This window comes from Neobacillus bataviensis (assembly GCF_019969725.1).
On sequence record NZ_JAHXYW010000003.1, the window covers coordinates 1 to 20,475 of the forward strand.

The window sequence follows — 20,475 nt, forward strand, 5'->3', positions numbered from 1 at the left end:
TTTCCCATAGCGTCAAGCTAGTAAGAACCCTGAAAGATGATCAGGTTGATAGGTCAGAGGTGGAAGCGCGGTGACGTGTGGAGCTGACTGATACTAATCGTTCGAGGACTTAACCAAGTCATATGAACATATGAAGGTGAACTCGTTTTTACAAACTTCTTCTGCATTATCTAGTTTTGAGGGAATGAACCCTTAATTAAATAGTTTGGCAATTATGGCGAGAAGGTCACACCCGTTCCCATACCGAACACGGAAGTTAAGCTTCTCAGCGCCGATGGTAGTTGGGGCACGCGCCCCTGTGAGAGTAGGACGTTGCCAGGCACATGAAAAAGGACAATCCAAAAGGATTGTCCTTTTTTGACGCTTTAATGGAGTTTGACTGTAAAGTTCCAAAAGTGGAAAAACGTCAAAACCATAAATCAATTGTCCTGAATAAGATTAATTTAGGTAACTAGTAGATGTCAAAATGAAACTCGACAATTATGTTCTTCTTTTGAAGTCATTGTTTAAACTCTGCATTAAAAGAATTTTCTCCGGAGTGAACAGATAAAAGGGTATCTGCATATCCGACAAGACGGTTCACAATCTCGTCTGAAATCGCATATACAAGTTGGTGTAATTCCCTTTTGTGTAAATTGGGATCATCAAAAATGATAGTGGTGTTAATAAAGATATGTTTCGTATCATAAAGGTTGTAGTGAATAATGGTTTTTCCAGCAGCTCCCCCAGTTACAGGATCCTTAAAACTTGGCAAAAAAATATACCATTCTTCTGCAGTTGGTGAGCGGAAGTTTTTTGTAAAGGTCATGCCTTTTATTTCTTCTTCTACTTTACCTTTAATATTTTCGTTTAACATATCAATAATATTATCTTCCACGAAAAAATCCTTCTTCCTTAACACCTAATTATTCGCGTTAACTTTTATTCTTTAAGCAGGAACCCATTTTGTAATATAGTGTTCCTAATTTTTTCCTGGGAAAGTTCATTCTCATTGTACTCAATTTTTACTTCTCCATCTTCAGTGTCTACTAATGCCCTTTCAATGCCATCCATTCCGGATAGAATCGTTTCGAGCGTCTGAATTGACTGATTTTTACCTGCTTCCTTTAAATTAACAGTCATGTCTGCCAATGGGGATCATCCTTCCAAATATTCTACGTATTGACTGGATTTATTGCTTTTTTTCATTCACCGCCTTGTTTAGTAATCGGTTATTTTCTAATCCATTTTCGCTAAAAGCGTTGTCGTTATCTAAGCTATTGGTTATACTTGCTTGATCTAAATTTGTATCTTTGTTAGCTGGTTGAGTATTTGTTGTTTTCGCCATCTGTCTTCATCCTTCCTATCTTATATTTTTCCACTTTTTAATTTTGCCTTTTTTGAAGCTGAAAATGTACAAGATTGAAAAATTGACTAACTTCCTGTCAGAAAATAGATAAAAGGATTTGACGCTATATACACCAGCTGTCTTATTGATAGCTTTTTTTATTTTGATGACAGTAGAAACAGACAAGTTTCGACTTGGACGGTGTTTTATAATGGTTATTGATGGCAGGAAGGAAAATGAGAATAGCCAAAAAGGCATAAAGGGAGGTTGTGAAATGACTGTATTGTTTGAGAAGAATGGGAAGGTTTGTACAATTACCATAAATCGGCCGGAGGTTAAAAACGCGGTTGATCGAACGACAGCTAAAGTGCTTGCGGGGGCTTTTCAAGAGTTTGAAAAGGATGAAACTTTACGGGTTGCCGTCTTGCATGGAGCAGGAGGGACTTTTTGTGCTGGGGCAGATTTGAAAGCTCTTTCTGTAGGGAATGGGAATGAAATGAATTTGGACATGTCAAAGGATGGTCCGATGGGTCCTAGTCGAATGCATTTATCAAAACCAGTTATTGCGGCAGTTTCAGGTTACGCTGTTGCAGGAGGATTGGAACTAGCCATCTGGTGCGACCTTCGTGTGATGGAACGGGATGCGGTATTTGGTGTTTTTTGCCGTCGCTTTGGTGTTCCGCTTGTGGACGGTGGGACTCAAAGGCTGCCCCGACTGATTGGAATGAGTCGGGCGTTGGATCTGATTTTAACCGGCCGTCCCGTCAAAGCGGAAGAGGCATTGATGATTGGTCTGGCAAACCGCATCGTTGAACCAGGTACTGCCAAAGAAGAAGCAGAAAAACTAGCTGCAGAAATCTCCGAGTTTCCTCAGGCTTGCATGTTAAGTGACCGAGAGGCTGTTTATCGTGGATTTGATCAGGACTTTGATAAAGCGATGCAGTTGGAATTTCTTTTAGGACTGAATGTTGTCAACAGCGGAGAAACCCGTGAAGGAGCAACACGTTTTTCAAACGGACAAGGAAAGCATGGCAGATTTTAATTTTGAACACGTTTGGAGGGAGAAATGAAAAATGAATGCTGTGGAATTAATAAAAAGAGGCACCAGATTTTATCCAAATCATACAAGCGTTATTTTTCAAGGGGAAAAATTAACCTTCGACCAAGTATTTAGAAATAGTAATCGTTTGGCCAATTCCTTGTTAAACCTTGGACTGAAAAAGGGAAATCGAGTGGCTTTTTTATTGGCCAACTCCTTGCAAAGCGTTGAAATTGATTTTGCCCTTTTGCTAACTGGGATTATTAAGGTTCCATTGAATACGAGGCTGTCAGAAAAGGAACATATTCATATGATTAAGGAAACGGAAGCAAAGGCGTTATTATATACAGAAGAATTCAGCGTACGGGCAGAGCAAATCAAACAACACTGTGACAATCTCCACCTTTTTTGCCAAATGAATGGAACATCAAAGGAACCATGGATGCTTAATATGCAAGAATTTATTCAAGGAGTTTCTGATGATGAGCCAGCCGTAAAAGTTCACGAGTCGGATCTGGCCAACATTCAATATACTTCTGGAACGACGGGAACCCTCAAAGCAGCCGTCCATACTCAGGAAATCTGGGCCGCCATTTGCACTAACATTTTGACTTCAATAGAAATTCAAGAAGGGGATACGATGCTTCACGCAGCTCCTTTAACTCATGCATCAGGAGCCTTAGTGCTTCCACATTGGATTTCCGGAGCAGCCAATTTCATCCTGCCAAGTTTCGATCCCGAACAATACCTCCAAACCATACACGATGAAAAACCAACAACCTTAAATCTAGTCCCAACCATGATTGTCATGCTTTTACATCACCCAAAAGTAGAACAATATTCCTTTGAATCTATCAGGAATATTATTTACGGGGCTTCTCCAATGCCACGTGAGGCTCTGAAACGAGGACTTGCCTTATGGGGTCCGAAGTTCCTTCAATACTATGGTCAAACAGAAGCACCGCTATTTCTTTCGATTTTAAATAAGAAGGATCATACAGGTGAGGGAGAAGAAACTGAAAATCGATTGTTATCATGCGGCCGTCCCGTACCAACAGCTTCTATTAAAGTTGTAGATCAAACCGGTGAAGATGTACCCCTAGGAGAAATTGGTGAAATCCTTGTGAAATCGAATCAAGGGATGGCTGGTTACTGGAAATCTCCAGAATTAACACAAGAAACAATTAAAGACGGGTGGATTTACACACGGGACATGGGATACTTCGACGATAAAGGATACTTGTTCCTTGTCGACCGCAAATCCGATATGATCATTTCCGGTGGATTTAACGTTTATCCCCGTGAAGTGGAAGAAGTGCTCTATCAACACTCGGCTGTAATGGAAGCAGCGGTGGTTGGAGTCCCGGATGAAAAGTGGGGAGAAGCCATTAAAGCTTATGTTGTTCTAAAACCTGAACAAACGGTCACTGAAGAGGAATTGATTCAATTTTGCAAAGAAAAGCTGGCTTCATATAAAAAGCCTTCTTCAGTAGAGTTTATTGAAGCATTGCCAAAAAGTCCAGTTGGAAAAGTCGTACGTCGTATGTTAAGAGAACCGCATTGGGTAGGTAATGGCCGGAAAATTTAAAATCGAAGGGGTCAAAAAATGGCAGGGTAAAACCTGCCTTTAGTTTGTCATAGCTTTTTTTCTTTCTTTTACTAACCTCTATGTATTCAGAAAAAACATCCCTATAGGTAATTTATGGTATAATTAAAGAAAAATAGAAAGGCGGGGTAAAATGGTCTTCAAAAGGACCTCCAGCCGAAATGTTTTTTTAATCTTGCTCCTGTTAGTTTTGAGTGCAAATTATACTTTATACCATACAACATCGGGAATACAAGTGTTACCTGATCAACCAAATTTAGTAGTCATTGCTTCAATGATCGACTTAGCGTTGATTTCTCCGATTTTATTTTTAATGTGGAAACGAAAATTAAACTGGAAAAATCTTATATTGGGGATAGCCGGTGGTCTTATATATGTAAGTTTCTTTATTCCAAAGGAGTATTTAGCACCATTCAAGGCCGTAACCTGGATCGGTTTCGCAGTTGAAGGCGGACTGCTATTATTGGAAATATTGGTGCTCGTTTCACTATTTAAATATTTGCCCGCCATAGTTCGTTCTGTTAAGAAAAGTCCACTGCCAGTTCTCTATTCTTTTTCAAATGCAGTTGAAAATCAAGTAAAATCCTATCCCATTATTCGAATCATTTGTTCAGAAATGCTCATGTTTTACTATGCATTTGCAGCCTGGAGAAAGAAACCCCAATATGACACAAACATGTTTACGTTGCATCAAAAATCAAGCTTAATGGCCATTCGAGTTATGTTGATTCATGCGACGGTCATTGAAATGGCTGGCCTACATTGGTTATTTCATGAAAAGTCTATGATATTGTCGATTGTTTTACTCGTAATCAACATTTATACCGCTTTTTTCTTTGTAGGTGATATTCAAGCTGTGCGCCTCAATCCTTTGGTTATGACGGAGGAGAAGTTGTACATTTCATTAGGCCTGTTAAAGCGAATGGAAATAAAGTGGTCGGAGGTTGAAGAAATCATCGATGAACCACAATATTTAATACAAAAACAATCAAAAGATACAATCGAATTCATGGCCCGCGATTTTGAAGAGGCCCATCCCGATGTCATTTTAAAATTAAAGCAGCCTGCCGAAGCCACTTTAATCATGGGGATAAAAAAAGAATATTTACAAGTTGCGATAAAAGTAGATGATCCGAATCAATTTAAAGAGGTTCTAAGAAAAAAATACGAATTAAATTGAGGGTCTGATAAATGTCCGATTATTTATTTCTTATTAGTTTTGTTATTGTTTTGAACATAATCGTCGGTGTTTTATTGGGGATGTCCGGAATTTCCGGATTTCTTCTCCCATTAATTTATGTAGGTTTTTTAAAAATGCCTGTTCACGATTCCCTTGCACTAAGCTTCTTATCCTTTGCGGTCTCCGGCATCATCGGAACTATTTCCTATTGGAAATCTAAAAATATGAATGTTAAACTGGCACTATATTTGAGCGTCGGAAGTCTGCCAGGGGCATTTTTGGGAGTCCAAATAAATGTGTTAATTTCCGACTACTTGTCAAAACTCCTTCTCTATATATTCGTGCTATTAGCCGGATTATCCATCTTACTAAAGAGAAATAAAAATCCAGCAATGGAAAAAAGACAATCAAAAATGTTAGCTCATTCTTTACTAGTCATTCTACTAGGGTTTATTACAGCGGTCATTTGTGCCTTAACAGGAGCAGGCGGCCCTATCTTACTAGTACCGGTTTTGGCTGGTCTTGGGATAAATATTAGAACAGCAGTGGGTGTAAGCCTCTTAAACTCCATTGTTATCGCAATTCCTTCGATATTAGGATATTTTTCCCATGCAAGAATGGGATACAGCCCTATGTTCATTATTGGTAGTTTACTAGGGACGATTGCAGGGATTGTTATAGGGGTCCGTCTTGCCAATAAGGTGCCTATACCTCAATTGAAGATGATGATCGCCATTATTACAATCCTTTCTTCGGTCTATATGCTTGTCATGTTAAATATTAGGGCTTAGCCCCATGGTTATGGAGGTCTGGATGAGTAAATTTTCTGTTAATCTTTCAACCATTTTTACGGAAGATCCTTTTTTGGAGCGATTTAAAAAAGCCCGAATACATGGATTTTCTTATGTTGAATGCCAATTTCCTTATGTACATTCAATTGAAGAAATCCAGAAGAAGCTTAACCAACATCAATTATCGATGGTGCTATTGAATTTACCGCCTGGGAATTGGGAAAAGGGAGATCGGGGTTTAGCAACGGATGCTAACAGAATCAAAGAATTTATTAGTTCAGTAAATGATGGAATAAAATATGCAGCCGCATTGGAGGTTTCTAGGATCCACTGCATGGCTGGGATCGTTTCTGAAAATGAAAAAGCCACAGCAAGGGACGTGTATATCCATAATCTTCATTATGCTGGAAAGGAAATGGACAAGCATGGTTTAACGGTCTTGATTGAACCCATTAACCAAATTGATATGCCCGGCTATTTTTTAAGTGATATCTATCAGGCTGTTGAGATTCTAGAGATAGTAGATTTGCCAAATGTAAAGCTTCAATTTGATTTTTACCATATACAAAGAATTCATGGAAATGCTCTATCAATCTATAAACAATTTGCTTATATAATTGATCATATACAAATAGCTGATGTTCCGGGGCGGCACCAGCCTGGCGCAGGGGAAATGGACTATCGAGAGATTTTGCAATTTTTAGATCATTCATATGACGGTTACATCGGGCTGGAATATAACCCGAGTGGAAAAAGTGATGAGAGCTTCGATTGGAAATCGTTGATTGAAATAGGAGGATAATAGGATGAAGATTGGATTTGTTGGAACTGGCGTGATGGGGTCACGGATGGTGAAAAAGCTGCTTGACCATGGTTACCAAGTAGCCGTATATAACCGTACCAAGGAAAAGGTAAAGGTGCTGGAGGAATATGGTGCATTCATTGCAGAATCCATTTCCTCGCTTGCGCATTCTAGTGATATCATTTGTACTTGTTTATCGATGCCTGAGGATGTAGGAGAGGTTTATCTAGGAACTTCCGGTCTCATAGAAAATGCTCAACCTCGTACCATTTGTATCGATTTTACTACAGTTGGGGCAGAAACTAGTAAAAACATCTTTGGCCAGGCAAGTGAAAAAGGAATCGCCTATCTCGATTCACCTGTAAGCGGTGGACCTGAAGGGGTGGAAAATGGAACATTAACCATTATGGTCGGAGGAGAAAAGCAGGCATTTGAAAAAATTTATCCTATCCTGAGCGTTCTGGGAGAGACGATTGAGTATCTTGGTCCGTCCGGGTCTGGGAGCATTGCTAAGCTTCTCAATCAATACCTTGTTGCGGTCCATTCGCTGGCGGCCTCGGAAGCAATGGTAACAGGGGCAGCATTTGGCCTCGATTCGGAACAGCTGTTTAAAATTTTGAAGGTCAGCTATGGGGACAGCCGGATTTTAAGGAGGCATATGGAACAATATGTGTTCGACCGCCAATTTCAACCTGGCGGGGCCGTGAAATATGTCCATAAAGATATCCGTTTGGCAAACCAGCTTTTACAGGAAGCAGGAATAAACCAATTCACCGGTCAACTGGCAGAGAAGGCATTTGGCCATGCGATCGAGGAAGGTCTTCAGGAACTAGATATGTCGGCTGTAATTCAGCCGTTAGAAGAGAGATGCGGGGTAATCGTAAAGAAAACACGTTTATTATAGTTTGAATTTTAAAAACAAATTATAAATTCAGAAAATTAATTGAATTTTACCTTTTCAAATGTTTTAATATAGGTATGTGGATTTACTTATCAGATATGTGATATCTGAAAGAAAGGGGGGAGTTTTGTGCAGATAAAAAAAATCCCGGTCCTGAAAGTATCTGATTCCGTTGCAGAACAGATTGAGGAAATGATCCATTCTGGAACGTTTCTGGCTGGTGATAAGCTTCCTTCTGTCAGGGAACTTTGCGAGTTATTTGGTGTTGGGCGTTCCGCTGTCCGTGATGCCATAACCACATTAAAAGGCAAAGGGATTGTCGATGTAAAGCGGGGAGAAGGAACCTTTATTCTTGAATTTGATTCAACCAGGCTGTTTAACAACCATTTGCTGCTGACCAGTCCTAAAGATATCAGTGAGCTTTTTCAAGTTCGGAAAATCCTGGAGCCTGGAATTGCGGAGATGGCAGCAATCCATCGTTCTGAGGCAGATTTAAATGTAATGGAAGAGATTTTTTCCAATCAATCCATTAAAGGGTGGGAATCGGATTATCTTTTACATAAGGCAATTGCGGAAGCGGCAGGCAATGAAATTATCAAACAGCTTCTGCAATTTATCTCTACAACGATGAAGAATGCCATGATTGATTTTCACCACTATATTGAGAAAAATCCAGCTACTGCCAAGATGATGGAAAACCAGCATTTGGTAATCTTTGAATCTATTAAGCATGGAAAACCTCAGCAAGCGAAACAAATGATGATGGAGCACTTGGATTTTGTTGAAAAAGAGCTTTTGAAGAGTCACGTCATCCAGCAAACTGTAGGGCGATAAAGGAATATCGTATTTTTTTGCGAAATATTAGAAACGATGTTGCGTATTACAAAACGACGGAGGTGTTGGTATTGATTACCGCGGATCTTTTTGCAGAGTTAAACGCTATTTTACCAGCTGAGCGAATCATCGAAGGGGAGAATAATCATCCGCTTGGAAATAGCGGCCTGATTGAGGTCTTTCCTCAAACAGAGGAAGAGATTGCTGCTATTCTTCAGTACGCCAATGAACATGGTAAAATGGTATATGTAGAAGGGAGCGGAACCAAAAGAGGGTTCGGCGGCTTGATTGAATCTGCCGATATTTTACTCTCGCTGTCAAACTATACAGGCATTGTGGAACATGTGGTTGGCGACATGACGTTAACCGTTAAGGCTGGAACCAAATTTAAAGAATTACAGGAGTATTTGGCGCAGTACAATCAAAAACTTTCACTTGACCCCTATTGTCCCACATCCGCAACCATGGGAGGAATTGTCGCAGCGAATGACAGCGGTCCCAAACGGCTGGGGTATGGCTCTTCAAGAGATGTTGTCATTGGATTAAGAATCGTATACCCAGATGGTAAAGTGATTCGATCCGGCGGAAGGGTCGTAAAAAACGTAGCCGGATATGATATGAACAAATTATTTATCGGCTCAATGGGTACGTTAGGCGTCCTATCTGAAGTAACAGTAAAACTGCGTCCGCTTCCTAAGTATGAGAGTTTGATTTTACTATCATTCCCAGAAGGAAAGATGGATGAAATCCGGACGTTTGCCACAAAGCTCCTTGATTCGACGATAGAGCCGGTAACGCTTGAACTGCTTAGTCCAACTTTGTCAGAAAAATTGATGGGACGAAGCTGTAACACGATAGCTATTGGACTCGAGGATGTCGAAACATCCGTTCGGTATCAAGAAAAATTTATCCAAAGCATTCAGCCAGCCCATACAGAATTGAAAATACTTGCCTATCAGGATGCTCAAACTTTTTGGAACCAATTTTATTCCCTTACTTTAATTTCCCCTAGAGACAGCAGCACTTCAACTCAGACTTCATTGAAAATTGGTGTCATCAACATGGACGTTACCACCGTCATAAAAGAAAGTCATCTCCTTAGTGATACTCACAATTTGAAGGTCGAAGCCCATGGAGGATTAGGCCACGGTTTATGCCAGGTAAACTTAAAAGGTGCAAAGGAAGATATCGTTTCCGCCATTCAGCAAATAAGGGAGTCCGTTACAAAACTAGGCGGTTATACAGTTGTGAAGCATCTGCCCTTTGCATTAAGACAAGAAATTGACACTTGGGGTCAAAAGCCTTCGCATTTCTTCCTATTAGATGGGATTAAATCCAAGGTTGACCCGAATAGAGTTCTTAATCCTAAGCGTTTTGTGGGAGGGATTTAATGATGAGTATGAAAGAAGCCGATTTAATGAAAGATCCGGCTTGTTCCACCGGTTTAAGTAACTATCTTTTGAAGGATCATCCTGATGAAAGTAAATGGGCGGACTGTGTTCATTGCGGGATGTGTTTAGAATCGTGCCCGACGTATGAGATTACCGGTATGGAGCAGCATTCCCCCCGTGGCCGCGTCCATTTAATTAAATCAGTGGCGGAAGGCAAACTTACTGTTAATGAACAGTTCATGAATCCAGTTTTCGCTTGTCTTGATTGCCGTGCCTGCACTACTGCCTGTCCGGCGGATGTGGAAGTCGGCGGCCTGATCGAGGAAGCCCGGGGGCAAATTCGCCAGGCCATGCCGTTAACAGGCCTGAAAGGTGCTGTAAGCAAGGTGTTTCTGCAAGGATTGTTCCCGCATCATAACCGCTTAAATGGACTCGGGAGCCTGCTAAAATTTTATCAAAAAAGCGGCATGCAGAAGGTTGTACGTAAGACAAAACTGATCAATATCATGCCGCAGCACCTGGTCGATATGGAAGCGATCATGCCGGAAGTGAAAGAGCCGGTCCGAAAAAAATATAAAGATGTTAACGTAATTAAGGCAAAGGGAGAAACCAAGCGAGAGGTATCCTTCTTAACCGGCTGTGTGATGGATATCATGTTCAGTGATATTAATGAAGCAACGATTAATGTCTTAACCCGGAACGGAAATGATGTGACGATTCCGAAGAACCAAACCTGCTGCGGGGCTCTGCATGTCCATGCAGGTGACCGTGAAACCGGAAGAAAGCTGGCCAAACAAAATATTGAGGCGTTTAGGGCTTTCGATAAGATTATTGTTAACGCAGCTGGCTGTGGCTGTGCCCTCAAGGAATATCCGGAATTATTCCGTGAAGACCCTGAGTGGCATGAAAAAGCAGAAGAGTTCGCGGCCAAGATAGAAGACATTTCAAAACATCTTTATGATACAGGTTATGACATACCAAAAGCGGAATTAAACACTCGGATTACGTATCATGATGCCTGCCATCTGGCGCATGGACAGGGAATCCGACAAGAGCCGCGCGATTTATTGCTCAATATTCCTGGCGTGGAAATGGTCCATATGCCAAATTCGGACCGCTGCTGCGGCAGTGCAGGAATTTACAATATTACAAATCCGGAAATGGCTTCTGCTGTGCTTGATAGCAAAATACAAAATGTTCCTGAAGATGTCGAAATGATATCGATGGGCAACCCTGGATGTATGCTCCAGATGGCAATGGGTGTACAAAAGAGCGGCAGAAATCAAAAAATCGTGCACACCGTTCAACTGCTCGATTGGGCTTATCAAAAAGAAGACGGAAAGGGGGAGCAGTAATGGCGGTAAAGGGAATCAAATTAAACGATCGGCATATTTTGAATCTTGCAAACATCGTAGGCGATGCCCGTTCGATCATTTACCATAAGGAAGAACTTATCGCCTATGATTGTGATGGCTTCACCTTGCACAAGCACTTGCCAAAAGCTGTTGTTTTTCCGAAAAACACCGAGGAAGTGGCAGCCCTTGTTAAATATTGTGCCGAAAATCAGCTGCCATTTCTTGCCCGTGGAGCAGGAACAGGGCTAAGCGGCGGGGCTATCCCCTTAAATGGTGAAGTGATTATTAGTCTGGTGCGTATGAAAAAGCTTCTTAGTGTCGACTTTGAGAATCGTCGTGCTGTCGTCCAGCCGGGCTTCGTCAATTTGAAGCTGACGAATTCCATTTCTGATAAAGGCTATTATTATGCTCCCGATCCTTCGAGTCAGTATTGCTGTACAATCGGAGGAAACGTCGCGGAAAATGCCGGCGGTGCTCACTGTCTTAAATACGGAGTGACCACTAACCATATCCTTGGGCTTGAGGTGGTTTTGCCAAATGGCGAAATTGTTGAAATTGGAGCAAACGGCATCCCGGATGAACCGGGCTATGATTTGCTAGGCCTGTTGACTGGTTCTGAGGGGACCTTGGGGATAGTAACGAAAATAACCGTCCGCATTCTGAAAAACCCGGAAGAAAAGAAAACGGTGCTGGCCTATTTTGATAAAGTGGAAGACGGCAGTCAGGCAGTTTCCGATATTATTTCGGCCGGGATTGTCCCTGCTGCACTGGAAATGATGGACAAAACGGCGATTGAAGGGGTGGAAGCGGCGGCGTTCCCAGTGGGACACCCTAAGGATATTGAAGCCGTGCTCCTAATTGAAGTAGACGGGATTGCAGCGGGATTGGATGAGCAAATCAATCAAATTCTGGACGTTTGCAAAAAAAGAAACGTGCGTGAGGTCAGAGCGGCAAAGGATGAGGAGGAACGCGGCAGATGGTGGGCAAACCGGAAAACTGGATTCGGTGCGATGGGTGCGATTTCCCCTGATTACTTAGTACAGGACGGCGTCATTCCTCGGAGCAGGCTGCCGGAAGTTTTGAGCCGTATTAATAAAATTAGTGAAGAATCCGGACTCCGCATCGCGAATATTTTCCATGCAGGGGACGGGAACCTTCACCCGTTAGTTCTTTTCGATGCCAGGATTCCTGGTCAAAGTGAAAAGGCATTAGAAGCTGGCAGCGCCTGCCTTCAAGTTTGTGCGGATGTAGGCGGCACCATAACCGGTGAGCATGGCGTCGGCATCGAGAAAAGAGAGGAAATGCGCTTCGTCTTTACGGATGAGGAAATTATCGCGCAAACCGATATTCGTGGTGTTTTCAATCCTAATAATCTGTTAAATGCAGGAAAACTATTCCCGATGCCGGGGCGATGTGTGGAAATTAAGAAGGAAATTAAAGAGAGAAGTTCATGAGGACAGAAATGTTGTGAAACTGGAGGGAAGTGTCATCATGGAAGGCTCATGAAGACAAAAACTTCGTGAAATCAGAGGAAACTGTCCTCATGAAAGGCTCATGAGGACAAAACCGTATAGAAACTAGCAGAACCTGTCCTCATGAAGGGCTCATGAGGACAAAACCATAGAGATATCAGTGGAAACTGTCCTCATGGAAGGCTCATGAGAACAAAATTGCACCGAAATAATCGGAAACTGTCCTCATGAAAGGCTCATGAGAACAAAACCGCTCAGAAACCGGCGAATATTGTCCTCATGAACGGCTCAGTTTCGATCATCATCCCAAACCAAAAATAATATCTATATTTTCTTAAAATTATTGAAATAAAATGGATAATCATGCTATTATTTTTTTAACGAACAGCGTTTCGTAATAACAAACAAGGCCGAAGTCCAATCATATTTTTTTACGAGATTACTGTTTTGAAAGAAATCAAAGGAGGAACTTACGATGACAAACTATGTTAACAAAGGAAAACTTCAGGTAGCTCAGGAACTCTATGAATTTATCAATTCGGAAGCCCTTCCGGGAACTGGTGTGGAAGCTGACCAATTTTGGACCGGTTTTGAAGCGTTGATCAGCGAATTAACTCCGAAAAACAAAGAGCTGCTCGCTACTCGTGATGAAATTCAAAACAAGTTGAATACATGGTACCGCGAAAATAAGGGTAATTTTGACTTCGAAGCCTATCAATCCTTTTTAACGGAAATTGGTTACCTTGAACCGGAAGTAGAAGATTTCGAGATCGGAACTACAAATGTAGATGACGAAATCACCGTTCAAGCTGGCCCGCAGCTGGTTGTACCAGTCAATAATGCCCGCTATGCCATCAATGCAGCCAACGCCCGCTGGGGAAGCCTGTATGATGCCCTGTACGGAACAGATGCCATCAGTGAAGAGGACGGCGCCACACGCGCAGGCGGCTACAATCCTCTCCGCGGTGCAAAAGTAATTGAGTTTGCCAGAAATTTTCTTGATCAATCAGCTTCATTGAAGGATGCGTCTCATAAGGATGCCGTTTCCTACACAGTAGCAAATGGCGCCCTAAAAGTGACCCTTAGTAATGGTGCCACAACGGGCCTATTAGACGAAGCAAAATTTCTCGGGTTTCAAGGGACTCCGGAAGACCCATCCGCGATCTTGTTAAAAAATAACGGACTTCATTTTGAAATTCAAATCGACAGAAACCATCCGATTGGCAGAACCGATGAGGCGGGTGTCAAGGATGTGTTCGTTGAATCCGCGATTACAACCATTATGGACTGCGAAGATTCTGTAGCTGCAGTAGATGCGGAAGACAAAGTGCTGGTTTATCGAAACTGGTTAGGGCTTATGAACGGAACCCTCTCCGCTACATTTGAAAAGGGCAATAAAACGATGACGCGCACGCTCAATCCGGACCGCCGCTACCAATCTCCTGATGGCGGAGAGATTACGCTAAAAGGCCGTTCTTTGTTATTTGTCCGAAATGTAGGGCATTTGATGACCAATAGCGCGATTCTAGATCAAAACGGCGAGGAAATCCAAGAAGGAATTTTGGATGCTGTGCTTACAAGCCTTATCGCTAAACATACTCTTTTAGGGAATGGTCCATTTCAAAACACGGAGAAGGGTTCAGTCTATATCGTAAAACCTAAAATGCATGGTTCAGAAGAGGTTGCTTTTGCAAATCAGCTATTTAACCGCGTGGAAGATCTGCTTGGTCTCGAGCGTAATACCCTTAAAATCGGGGTAATGGATGAAGAGCGCAGAACAAGTTTGAACCTAAAGGCATGCATTAAGCAGGTAAAAGACCGGATTGTCTTTATTAATACCGGATTCCTTGACAGAACAGGCGATGAAATTCACTCTTCGATGGAAGCGGGTCCGATGATTCGCAAAAATGATATGAAATCATCCAAATGGCTTCAGAGCTATGAACAATCCAATGTCAATGCTGGGCTTTCCACTGGTTTTAAAGGCGTGGCGCAAATCGGCAAAGGCATGTGGGCAATGCCGGATTTAATGGCGGAAATGCTGAAGCAAAAAATTGGTCACGTAAAAACAGGAGCCAATACAGCATGGGTGCCATCTCCAACGGCCGCTACCCTGCACTCGTTGCACTACCATGAAGTCGATGTCAGAGAAGTACAAAATCAAATGCTTAATCAGACGGCTGACTACAGGGAAGATATCCTGCAATTCCCAGTTCAGAAAAACCCTTCTTGGACACCTGAGGATATCCAGTCAGAACTTAACAACAACTGCCAAACACTTTTAGGCTATGTGGTCCGCTGGGTTGACCAAGGGGTTGGCTGCTCGAAGGTATTAGATATCAATAACGTGGGATTAATGGAAGACCGCGCAACCTTACGGATTTCCAGCCAGCATTTGGCAAACTGGCTTCACCACGGCATTTGTTCAAAAGAGCAGGTTCTTGAAACGGTAAAGCGTATGGCCAAAGTGGTAGATGAGCAGAATGCCGGAGATTCCTTGTATCGAAATATGGCTCCGAACTATGAGAATTCCGTTGCTTTCCAAGCTGCCTGCGATTTGATTTTTGAAGGCTATGACCAGCCAAATGGTTACACTGAGCCAATTCTTCACCGCAGACGGATTGAAGCGAAAGCGAAGTTCGCGGTCAAACAATAATAAAAAATCCAAGGCATTCTAAACACTAGAATGCCTTGGGATGTTCACTAGGAGTTACATAAAAAACGATACTTAAGAGGGGAGAATGACAATGAAGTTTACTAGATTTACTCAAGGTTCAACCGTGTATTCAGGAGTGTTGACAGAAAACACAATCCAGGAAATTAAAGGAGATATTTTTGGAGATTGGGAATATACAGGAAACATATTTTCATTGGCTGATGTGAATCTTCTATCACCTCTACAGCCTAACCAAATCATTGGAATTGGCGCAAACTATGTATCAAAACGGGAGGACCTGCCCGCGGAACTTCCTGAAATTCCTGTTTTCTTCTTTAAACCAACCTCTTCCATTATTGGACCTGAGGAAGAAATCGTCATTCCAGTAGGAATCGAACAAGTAAAGTTCGAATCCGAACTGGCGATCGTGATTGGGAAAGAAGCGAAAAATGTTCCTGAATCAGAAGTATTAGATTATGTATTCGGATACACCATTGGGAATGATGTAACCGCGCCACAATTTTTCCATCAGGATGGTCATTGGACAATTGGAAAGTCGTTTGATACCTTCACACCACTGGGGCCAGTGATTGAAACAGAATTGGATCCATTTGTGGTGAAGGTCGAGGCACAATTGAATGGTGTGGAGAAGCAAAATAGCGCAACCGAGCTCATGATTATTCCAATACGAAGAATGGTATCGTATTTGACAAAAGTGATGACACTTAAGCCGGGAGATGTCATCCTGACGGGCAGTCCTGTTGGTGCGGAGTTTGTCGGTGCCGGGGATATTATCGAATGTGAGATTAAAGAAATCGGTACTTTACGCAATAGCTTTGTATTGGCAAAAGAGCACGCTAAATCTTAATCCTGCCAGCCAATGACCGGTAAAAAATTTATGCTATAATGTATGCTAGTATGGACAGCATTTTGAGGTGAGCAATTGTGGAGAGAGAGAATATGGTCAAATCTGTAAGCCGGGCATTGGATATCATTACTTTGGTCAGTTTAAAAAAGGGCGGCCTTGGTGTTACAGAGATTGCCAATCAAATAGATATCAATAAAAGCTCTGTTTACCGGATCCTGTCAACACTTGTCCAGTATGGTTATGTTGAGCAAGATGAAGATACCGGCCGCTATAAGCTTGGATATAAATTCTTAGAAGTAAGTTCAAAGTTGCTAGAATCCATTGATTTAAGGACAGAGGCAAAGCCTTTCCTGCAGGAATTGGAAAGCGAGACCAATGAAGTCATCCATCTTGTCGTTTATGATCAAGGAGAAGTAGTTTATATTGAAAAATTAGAAGGCAATGAGACACTAAGGATGCATTCCAAGGTAGGAAAAAGGGCTCCTATGCATTGTACTTCAGTTGGCAAAGCGATCCTTGCCTATCTTCCTTCACACGTTGTACTGGATATCCTTGAGCGTAAGGGCATGCCGATGCATACAGATAAAACCATTACGAATAAAGAGGATTTCATTCGAGAATTGGCCGATGTGAAGCGGAAGGGCTATGCACTGGATTTGGAAGAAAATGAGTATGGCATCACGTGCATTGCCGCACCTATCTTTGACCACTTAGGGAAAGTCATTGCAGCAGTCAGCATCTCGGGGCCGACAATAAGAATGACTGAGGAACGGCTGAACCAGCTTCAAGCCCGAATGATTCACATTGGCAAACAAATTTCAGCGCGGCTTGGTTTTGAAAGCAGAATGATTTAAGGAAAGCACACATTTGGCTGATATAACGGTATATTGGTCAAATGTTTTTTTATTTCTTAATAAATAGAATTTTCTAAAAAATTATTGAAATTAAGGAAAAAAATAGTATAATGAAGAAGGATTTAATGTTGTTAATTCAAACTTTATTATAGCTATATAACAATGTTTCTTCCTATGCAACAATTTAAAAACGGTGTTTCGCAATAAGAAACAAGGAGGGGTGTGAAGTTTCAAATTGAAAAAGATTCTTTTGTATTGATAGAGTTGCATCTTCTCAATCACTTACATATTTATCAGTCATCATAGATCCTATTCATCTTTTCCATCAGAACAAAGATTCTGATGATGGGACACAAGATGTTCCGTGGAAACTTATTATTTAAATGATGGGGGATAAACTATGACCTTTACACAAAATTTCACAGCGGTAGGAGATAGTCTCGCACTGTCCGCTTTGGTAGCACTTATACCAATTTTATATTTTTTCTGGGCTTTAGCCGTTAAGCGTATGAAGGGCTATGTGGCCGGATTAACAACACTCCTAATTGCCTTAATTTTAGCAGTCGTTGCATTTAAGATGCCTGCCGGGATGGCGTTCATGTCAGCCACACAGGGGGCAGTATATGGAATTTTGCCAATCGGCTGGATCATCATTACTTCGGTTTTCCTCTATAAATTAACTGTTAAGACCGGCCAATTTGATATAATCCGTAATTCGGTCGTCTCACTTACGGAAGATAGACGTCTTCAAGCTCTTTTGGTAGCGTTTTCATTCGGGGCTTTCCTTGAAGGGGCCGCTGGTTTTGGCGCTCCGGTTGCCATTTCGGCCGCACTTCTTGTCGGTCTTGGGTTTAATCCTCTTTACGCTGCCGGCCTTTGTTTAATTGCCAATACTGCACCAGTTGCCTTCGGTGCAATCGGTACTCCAATCATTGCGGTGGAAGGGCCTACTGGAATTTCTGCAATCGAAATTTCCAAAATGGTCGGCCGGCAATTGCCATTCTTATCCTTATTCGTTCCGTTTTATTTAGTTGTCATCATGGCTGGCTTTAGAAAAGCCATGGAAATTTTACCCGCCATATTAATCACGGGGATCACTTTTGCAGTGACTCAATACTTGAGCTCGAACTTCCTTGGTCCAGAACTTCCCGATATTTTATCTGCATTAGTTTCCTTATTTGCCTTAGCCATCTTCTTAAAATTCTGGAAACCGAAAACGATATTCCGCTTTAAAGCCGAACAGGAAATGGCTTCTGCTGTTACCGCCCACTCACTACAAAATAAGCAACTTAAATTTTCTGGAGGCCAAATTTTTAAAGCATGGTCACCTTTCCTTGTACTAACTGCCTTTATTACAATTTGGGGGATTCCAACAGTCAAATTGGCTTTGATTGGTCATTATGAAGGAACGAACGCGATTTTGAAAGCGATTAACACTCTAGGTCATGCCTTAACTCTTATGCCTGAAGTTCCTTTTTTAAATAATAAAGTCATTAATTCTGCTGGAGCTCCCGTCGCGGCCATTTATAAACTTGAAATCCTTGGTGCTGCCGGTACATCGGTGCTCATTGCTGCCTTTGTCACAAAGTTTATTGTAAAAATCTCCTGGAAGGAATGGGTGGCAACTTTTGGGGAAACGTTGAATGAACTAAAGTATCCAATCATTACAATTGCATCGGTAGTAGGGTTTGCCTACGTGACAAACGCCTCAGGGATGAGTACGACACTGGGAATGACGCTCGCGAAAACAGGTTCCCTATTTGCCTTTTTCTCACCAATCCTTGGTTGGTTAGGTGTATTTATCACAGGTTCTGATACATCATCAAATTTATTGTTCGGTGCAATGCAAAAGGTTACAGCACTGAACCTTGGCATGGATCCGGTATTAGCAGTCGCAGCGAACTCTTCAGGCGGCGTAACCGGAAAAATGATTTCCCCACAATCCATTGCAGTAGCTTGTGCAGCCGTAGGTCTAGCAGGAAAAGAAGCCGACTTGTTCCGATTCACTGTTAAGCATAGTATTGTGCTGGTTGTAATTGTCTGTATCATGACATTCTTGCAAAATAGTAGTTTATTAGGTTGGATGGTTCCTTAATAGATATACTAAAAAAGCAAAAGAGCCCATTTGCTCTTTTGCTTATTACGATATATCTTTTCTTTTTCTCTTTACTAGAATTCTATAAGATAGTACTGCTCCACTTCCGGCACAAACAATCACAATACCCATCGGTATCGCTGTCTGGCCGCCACCGATTCCAACTAAAGGAGCCGCTATACCGCCAAAGGCAAATGAGGTTACTCCAAGTAATGCAGAAGCACTTCCAGCATTTTTCCCCTGTGATTGCATGGCAAGGGAAAATCCTGCTGTATTCACCATACCTACACTGGAAACAACGAAAAATAATGGAATCAAAACGAAGATTAACTTTGCCTGTAAAAATAAAAGAAGCAGCAAAATAATACCAGCTATTGAGGCCATTCCCAAGCCAAATTTGAACAGGTTCGATTCAGGGATTCTCCCGGCCAATCTCCCAGCCGTTTGGCTATTGATCATGATTCCGATTGCATTGATGGCAAAGATCAGACTAAACATTTGCGGGGAGGCTCCATAAATATCCTGAATGACAAAAGGAGAACCGGAAATATAAGCAAACATACCGGCAAAGACTAATCCTTGTGCTAAAGCATATCCCATAAAGCTTCGATCCGATAACAGTTTTAAAAAAGGATAAAATGTATTCTTAATGCCGCCAGCCGAACGCTTTTCTTCAGGCAGCGTTTCTCGCATACCAAAAAGAATGATAAAAAACATCACGAGTCCAATGATACTTAAAACAATAAAGACACCTTGCCAGGGAAATGCTTTCAGCAGCTGGGCACCTATAACCGGAGCGAGGATAGGGGCAAGCCCGTTTACCAATGCGAGAAGCGAAAAAAACTTGGTTAATTCGCTTCCAGAATATAAATCACGGACAATCGCCCTTGAGATTACAATTCCTGCTGATCCGGCAAAGCCCTGGATAAGACGTAATATAATTAATCCCCAGATGGAAGGGCTAAATACGCATAAAAGGGAAACGATGAAGTAAATTATTAAGCCAATCAAAAGTGGTTTACGGCGTCCGGTTACATCACTGATTGGTCCTGTCAACAGCTGACCCGATGCTAGGCCGATCACGAAAAACGATAGGCTGAGTTGAACGGACGAAGCGTTAGTATGGAAATCTTTGGCGATATTTGGAAGGGCCGGTAAATACATATCAATGGATAATGGGCCAAATGCGGCAAGTGAACCGAGGACAATCGCCATCCATAACCTTTGAGAACGAGAAAGTACTTCCTGCTTATTCACTGGCTTTTGTAATAAATTCCCCATAAAATAAGTCATTCCTTCCATTT

Annotated in this window: 18 protein-coding genes and 2 rRNA genes; 16 read left to right on the plus strand and 4 right to left on the minus strand. The window is 41.9% G+C overall.

The genetic code is table 11. The annotated features are described in order from the left end of the window. Positions 1-117: ribosomal RNA gene (locus LC455_RS08470) — 23S ribosomal RNA — on the plus strand; the annotation flags it as partial. Positions 118-204: 87 nt separating this feature from the next. Next, a 5S ribosomal RNA gene (gene rrf, locus LC455_RS08475) occupies positions 205-321 on the plus strand. A 178-nt stretch (positions 322-499) separates the two neighbouring features. Here rrf and LC455_RS08480 read toward each other — a convergent pair. The 3 genes from LC455_RS08480 to LC455_RS08490 all read right to left on the minus strand — a co-directional run bounded on the left by LC455_RS08480 (position 500) and on the right by LC455_RS08490 (position 1,327). Then, positions 500-856: a hypothetical protein gene (locus LC455_RS08480; protein ID WP_223590881.1), complete on the minus strand. Its 357-nt coding sequence runs from the start codon at positions 854-856 to the stop codon at positions 500-502. 65 nt (positions 857-921) lie between these two features. Beyond that, positions 922-1,122, minus strand: coding sequence for a heavy-metal-associated domain-containing protein (locus LC455_RS08485; RefSeq protein ID WP_223590884.1), 201 nt, complete (start codon positions 1,120-1,122; stop codon positions 922-924). A gap of 49 nt (positions 1,123-1,171) precedes the next feature. Further along, positions 1,172-1,327 carry a hypothetical protein gene (locus LC455_RS08490; RefSeq protein WP_223589884.1) on the minus strand — a complete coding sequence of 52 codons (156 nt, stop codon included), beginning with the start codon at positions 1,325-1,327 and terminating at the stop codon, positions 1,172-1,174. Between the two features lie 274 nt (positions 1,328-1,601). Here LC455_RS08490 and LC455_RS08495 point away from each other — a divergent pair, with 274 nt between their 5' ends. The 14 genes from LC455_RS08495 (at position 1,602) to LC455_RS08560 (ending at position 19,171) form a co-directional block, all read left to right on the plus strand. Further along, positions 1,602-2,369, plus strand: a complete 768-nt coding sequence (locus LC455_RS08495; RefSeq protein ID WP_223589885.1) for a crotonase/enoyl-CoA hydratase family protein — start codon at positions 1,602-1,604, stop codon at positions 2,367-2,369. A gap of 31 nt (positions 2,370-2,400) precedes the next feature. After that, entirely contained in the window at positions 2,401-3,954 is a 1,554-nt protein-coding gene (locus LC455_RS08500) for a class I adenylate-forming enzyme family protein (RefSeq protein WP_223589887.1), read from the plus strand. 151 nt (positions 3,955-4,105) lie between these two features. Then, positions 4,106-5,152 carry a beta-carotene 15,15'-monooxygenase gene (locus LC455_RS08505; protein ID WP_223589888.1) on the plus strand — a complete coding sequence of 349 codons (1,047 nt, stop codon included), beginning with the start codon at positions 4,106-4,108 and terminating at the stop codon, positions 5,150-5,152. Between the two features lie 11 nt (positions 5,153-5,163). Further along, positions 5,164-5,943, plus strand: coding sequence for a sulfite exporter TauE/SafE family protein (locus LC455_RS08510; RefSeq protein WP_223589890.1), 780 nt, complete (start codon positions 5,164-5,166; stop codon positions 5,941-5,943). A 22-nt stretch (positions 5,944-5,965) separates the two neighbouring features. Further along, positions 5,966-6,745 (plus strand): hydroxypyruvate isomerase family protein, encoded by a 780-nt coding sequence (locus LC455_RS08515; protein ID WP_223589892.1) that lies wholly within the window; start codon positions 5,966-5,968, stop codon positions 6,743-6,745. 4 nt (positions 6,746-6,749) lie between these two features. Beyond that, positions 6,750-7,649, plus strand: a complete 900-nt coding sequence (locus LC455_RS08520) for an NAD(P)-dependent oxidoreductase (RefSeq protein ID WP_223589893.1) — start codon at positions 6,750-6,752, stop codon at positions 7,647-7,649. Between the two features lie 126 nt (positions 7,650-7,775). After that, positions 7,776-8,480, plus strand: a complete 705-nt coding sequence (locus tag LC455_RS08525) for a FadR/GntR family transcriptional regulator (protein WP_223589895.1) — start codon at positions 7,776-7,778, stop codon at positions 8,478-8,480. A 71-nt stretch (positions 8,481-8,551) separates the two neighbouring features. Next, positions 8,552-9,871, plus strand: a complete 1,320-nt coding sequence (locus LC455_RS08530) for an FAD-binding oxidoreductase (RefSeq protein ID WP_223589896.1) — start codon at positions 8,552-8,554, stop codon at positions 9,869-9,871. Positions 9,872-9,873: 2 nt separating this feature from the next. After that, positions 9,874-11,226 (plus strand): (Fe-S)-binding protein, encoded by a 1,353-nt coding sequence (locus tag LC455_RS08535; protein ID WP_223590885.1) that lies wholly within the window; start codon positions 9,874-9,876, stop codon positions 11,224-11,226. After that, the gene (locus LC455_RS08540) at positions 11,226-12,680 is read left to right on the plus strand and encodes an FAD-linked oxidase C-terminal domain-containing protein (protein WP_223589898.1); all 1,455 of its coding nucleotides are present in this window, start codon (positions 11,226-11,228) and stop codon (positions 12,678-12,680) included. Before LC455_RS08535 ends, LC455_RS08540 begins: the two co-directional genes overlap by 1 nt. A gap of 493 nt (positions 12,681-13,173) precedes the next feature. Next, complete coding sequence (locus LC455_RS08545; RefSeq protein ID WP_223589899.1) at positions 13,174-15,354, plus strand: malate synthase G; 2,181 nt, start codon at positions 13,174-13,176, stop codon at positions 15,352-15,354. Positions 15,355-15,445: 91 nt separating this feature from the next. Beyond that, positions 15,446-16,222, plus strand: a complete 777-nt coding sequence (locus LC455_RS08550; RefSeq protein ID WP_223589901.1) for a fumarylacetoacetate hydrolase family protein — start codon at positions 15,446-15,448, stop codon at positions 16,220-16,222. 77 nt (positions 16,223-16,299) lie between these two features. Further along, positions 16,300-17,076 (plus strand): IclR family transcriptional regulator, encoded by a 777-nt coding sequence (locus LC455_RS08555; protein WP_223589903.1) that lies wholly within the window; start codon positions 16,300-16,302, stop codon positions 17,074-17,076. Between the two features lie 400 nt (positions 17,077-17,476). Next, complete coding sequence (locus tag LC455_RS08560) at positions 17,477-19,171, plus strand: L-lactate permease (RefSeq protein ID WP_223589905.1); 1,695 nt, start codon at positions 17,477-17,479, stop codon at positions 19,169-19,171. A 45-nt stretch (positions 19,172-19,216) separates the two neighbouring features. On the opposite strand, the gene LC455_RS08565 is transcribed toward LC455_RS08560, so the two are convergent. Further along, positions 19,217-20,452 (minus strand): multidrug effflux MFS transporter, encoded by a 1,236-nt coding sequence (locus LC455_RS08565; RefSeq protein WP_223589907.1) that lies wholly within the window; start codon positions 20,450-20,452, stop codon positions 19,217-19,219. Between the last annotated feature and the right edge of the window lie 23 nt (positions 20,453-20,475).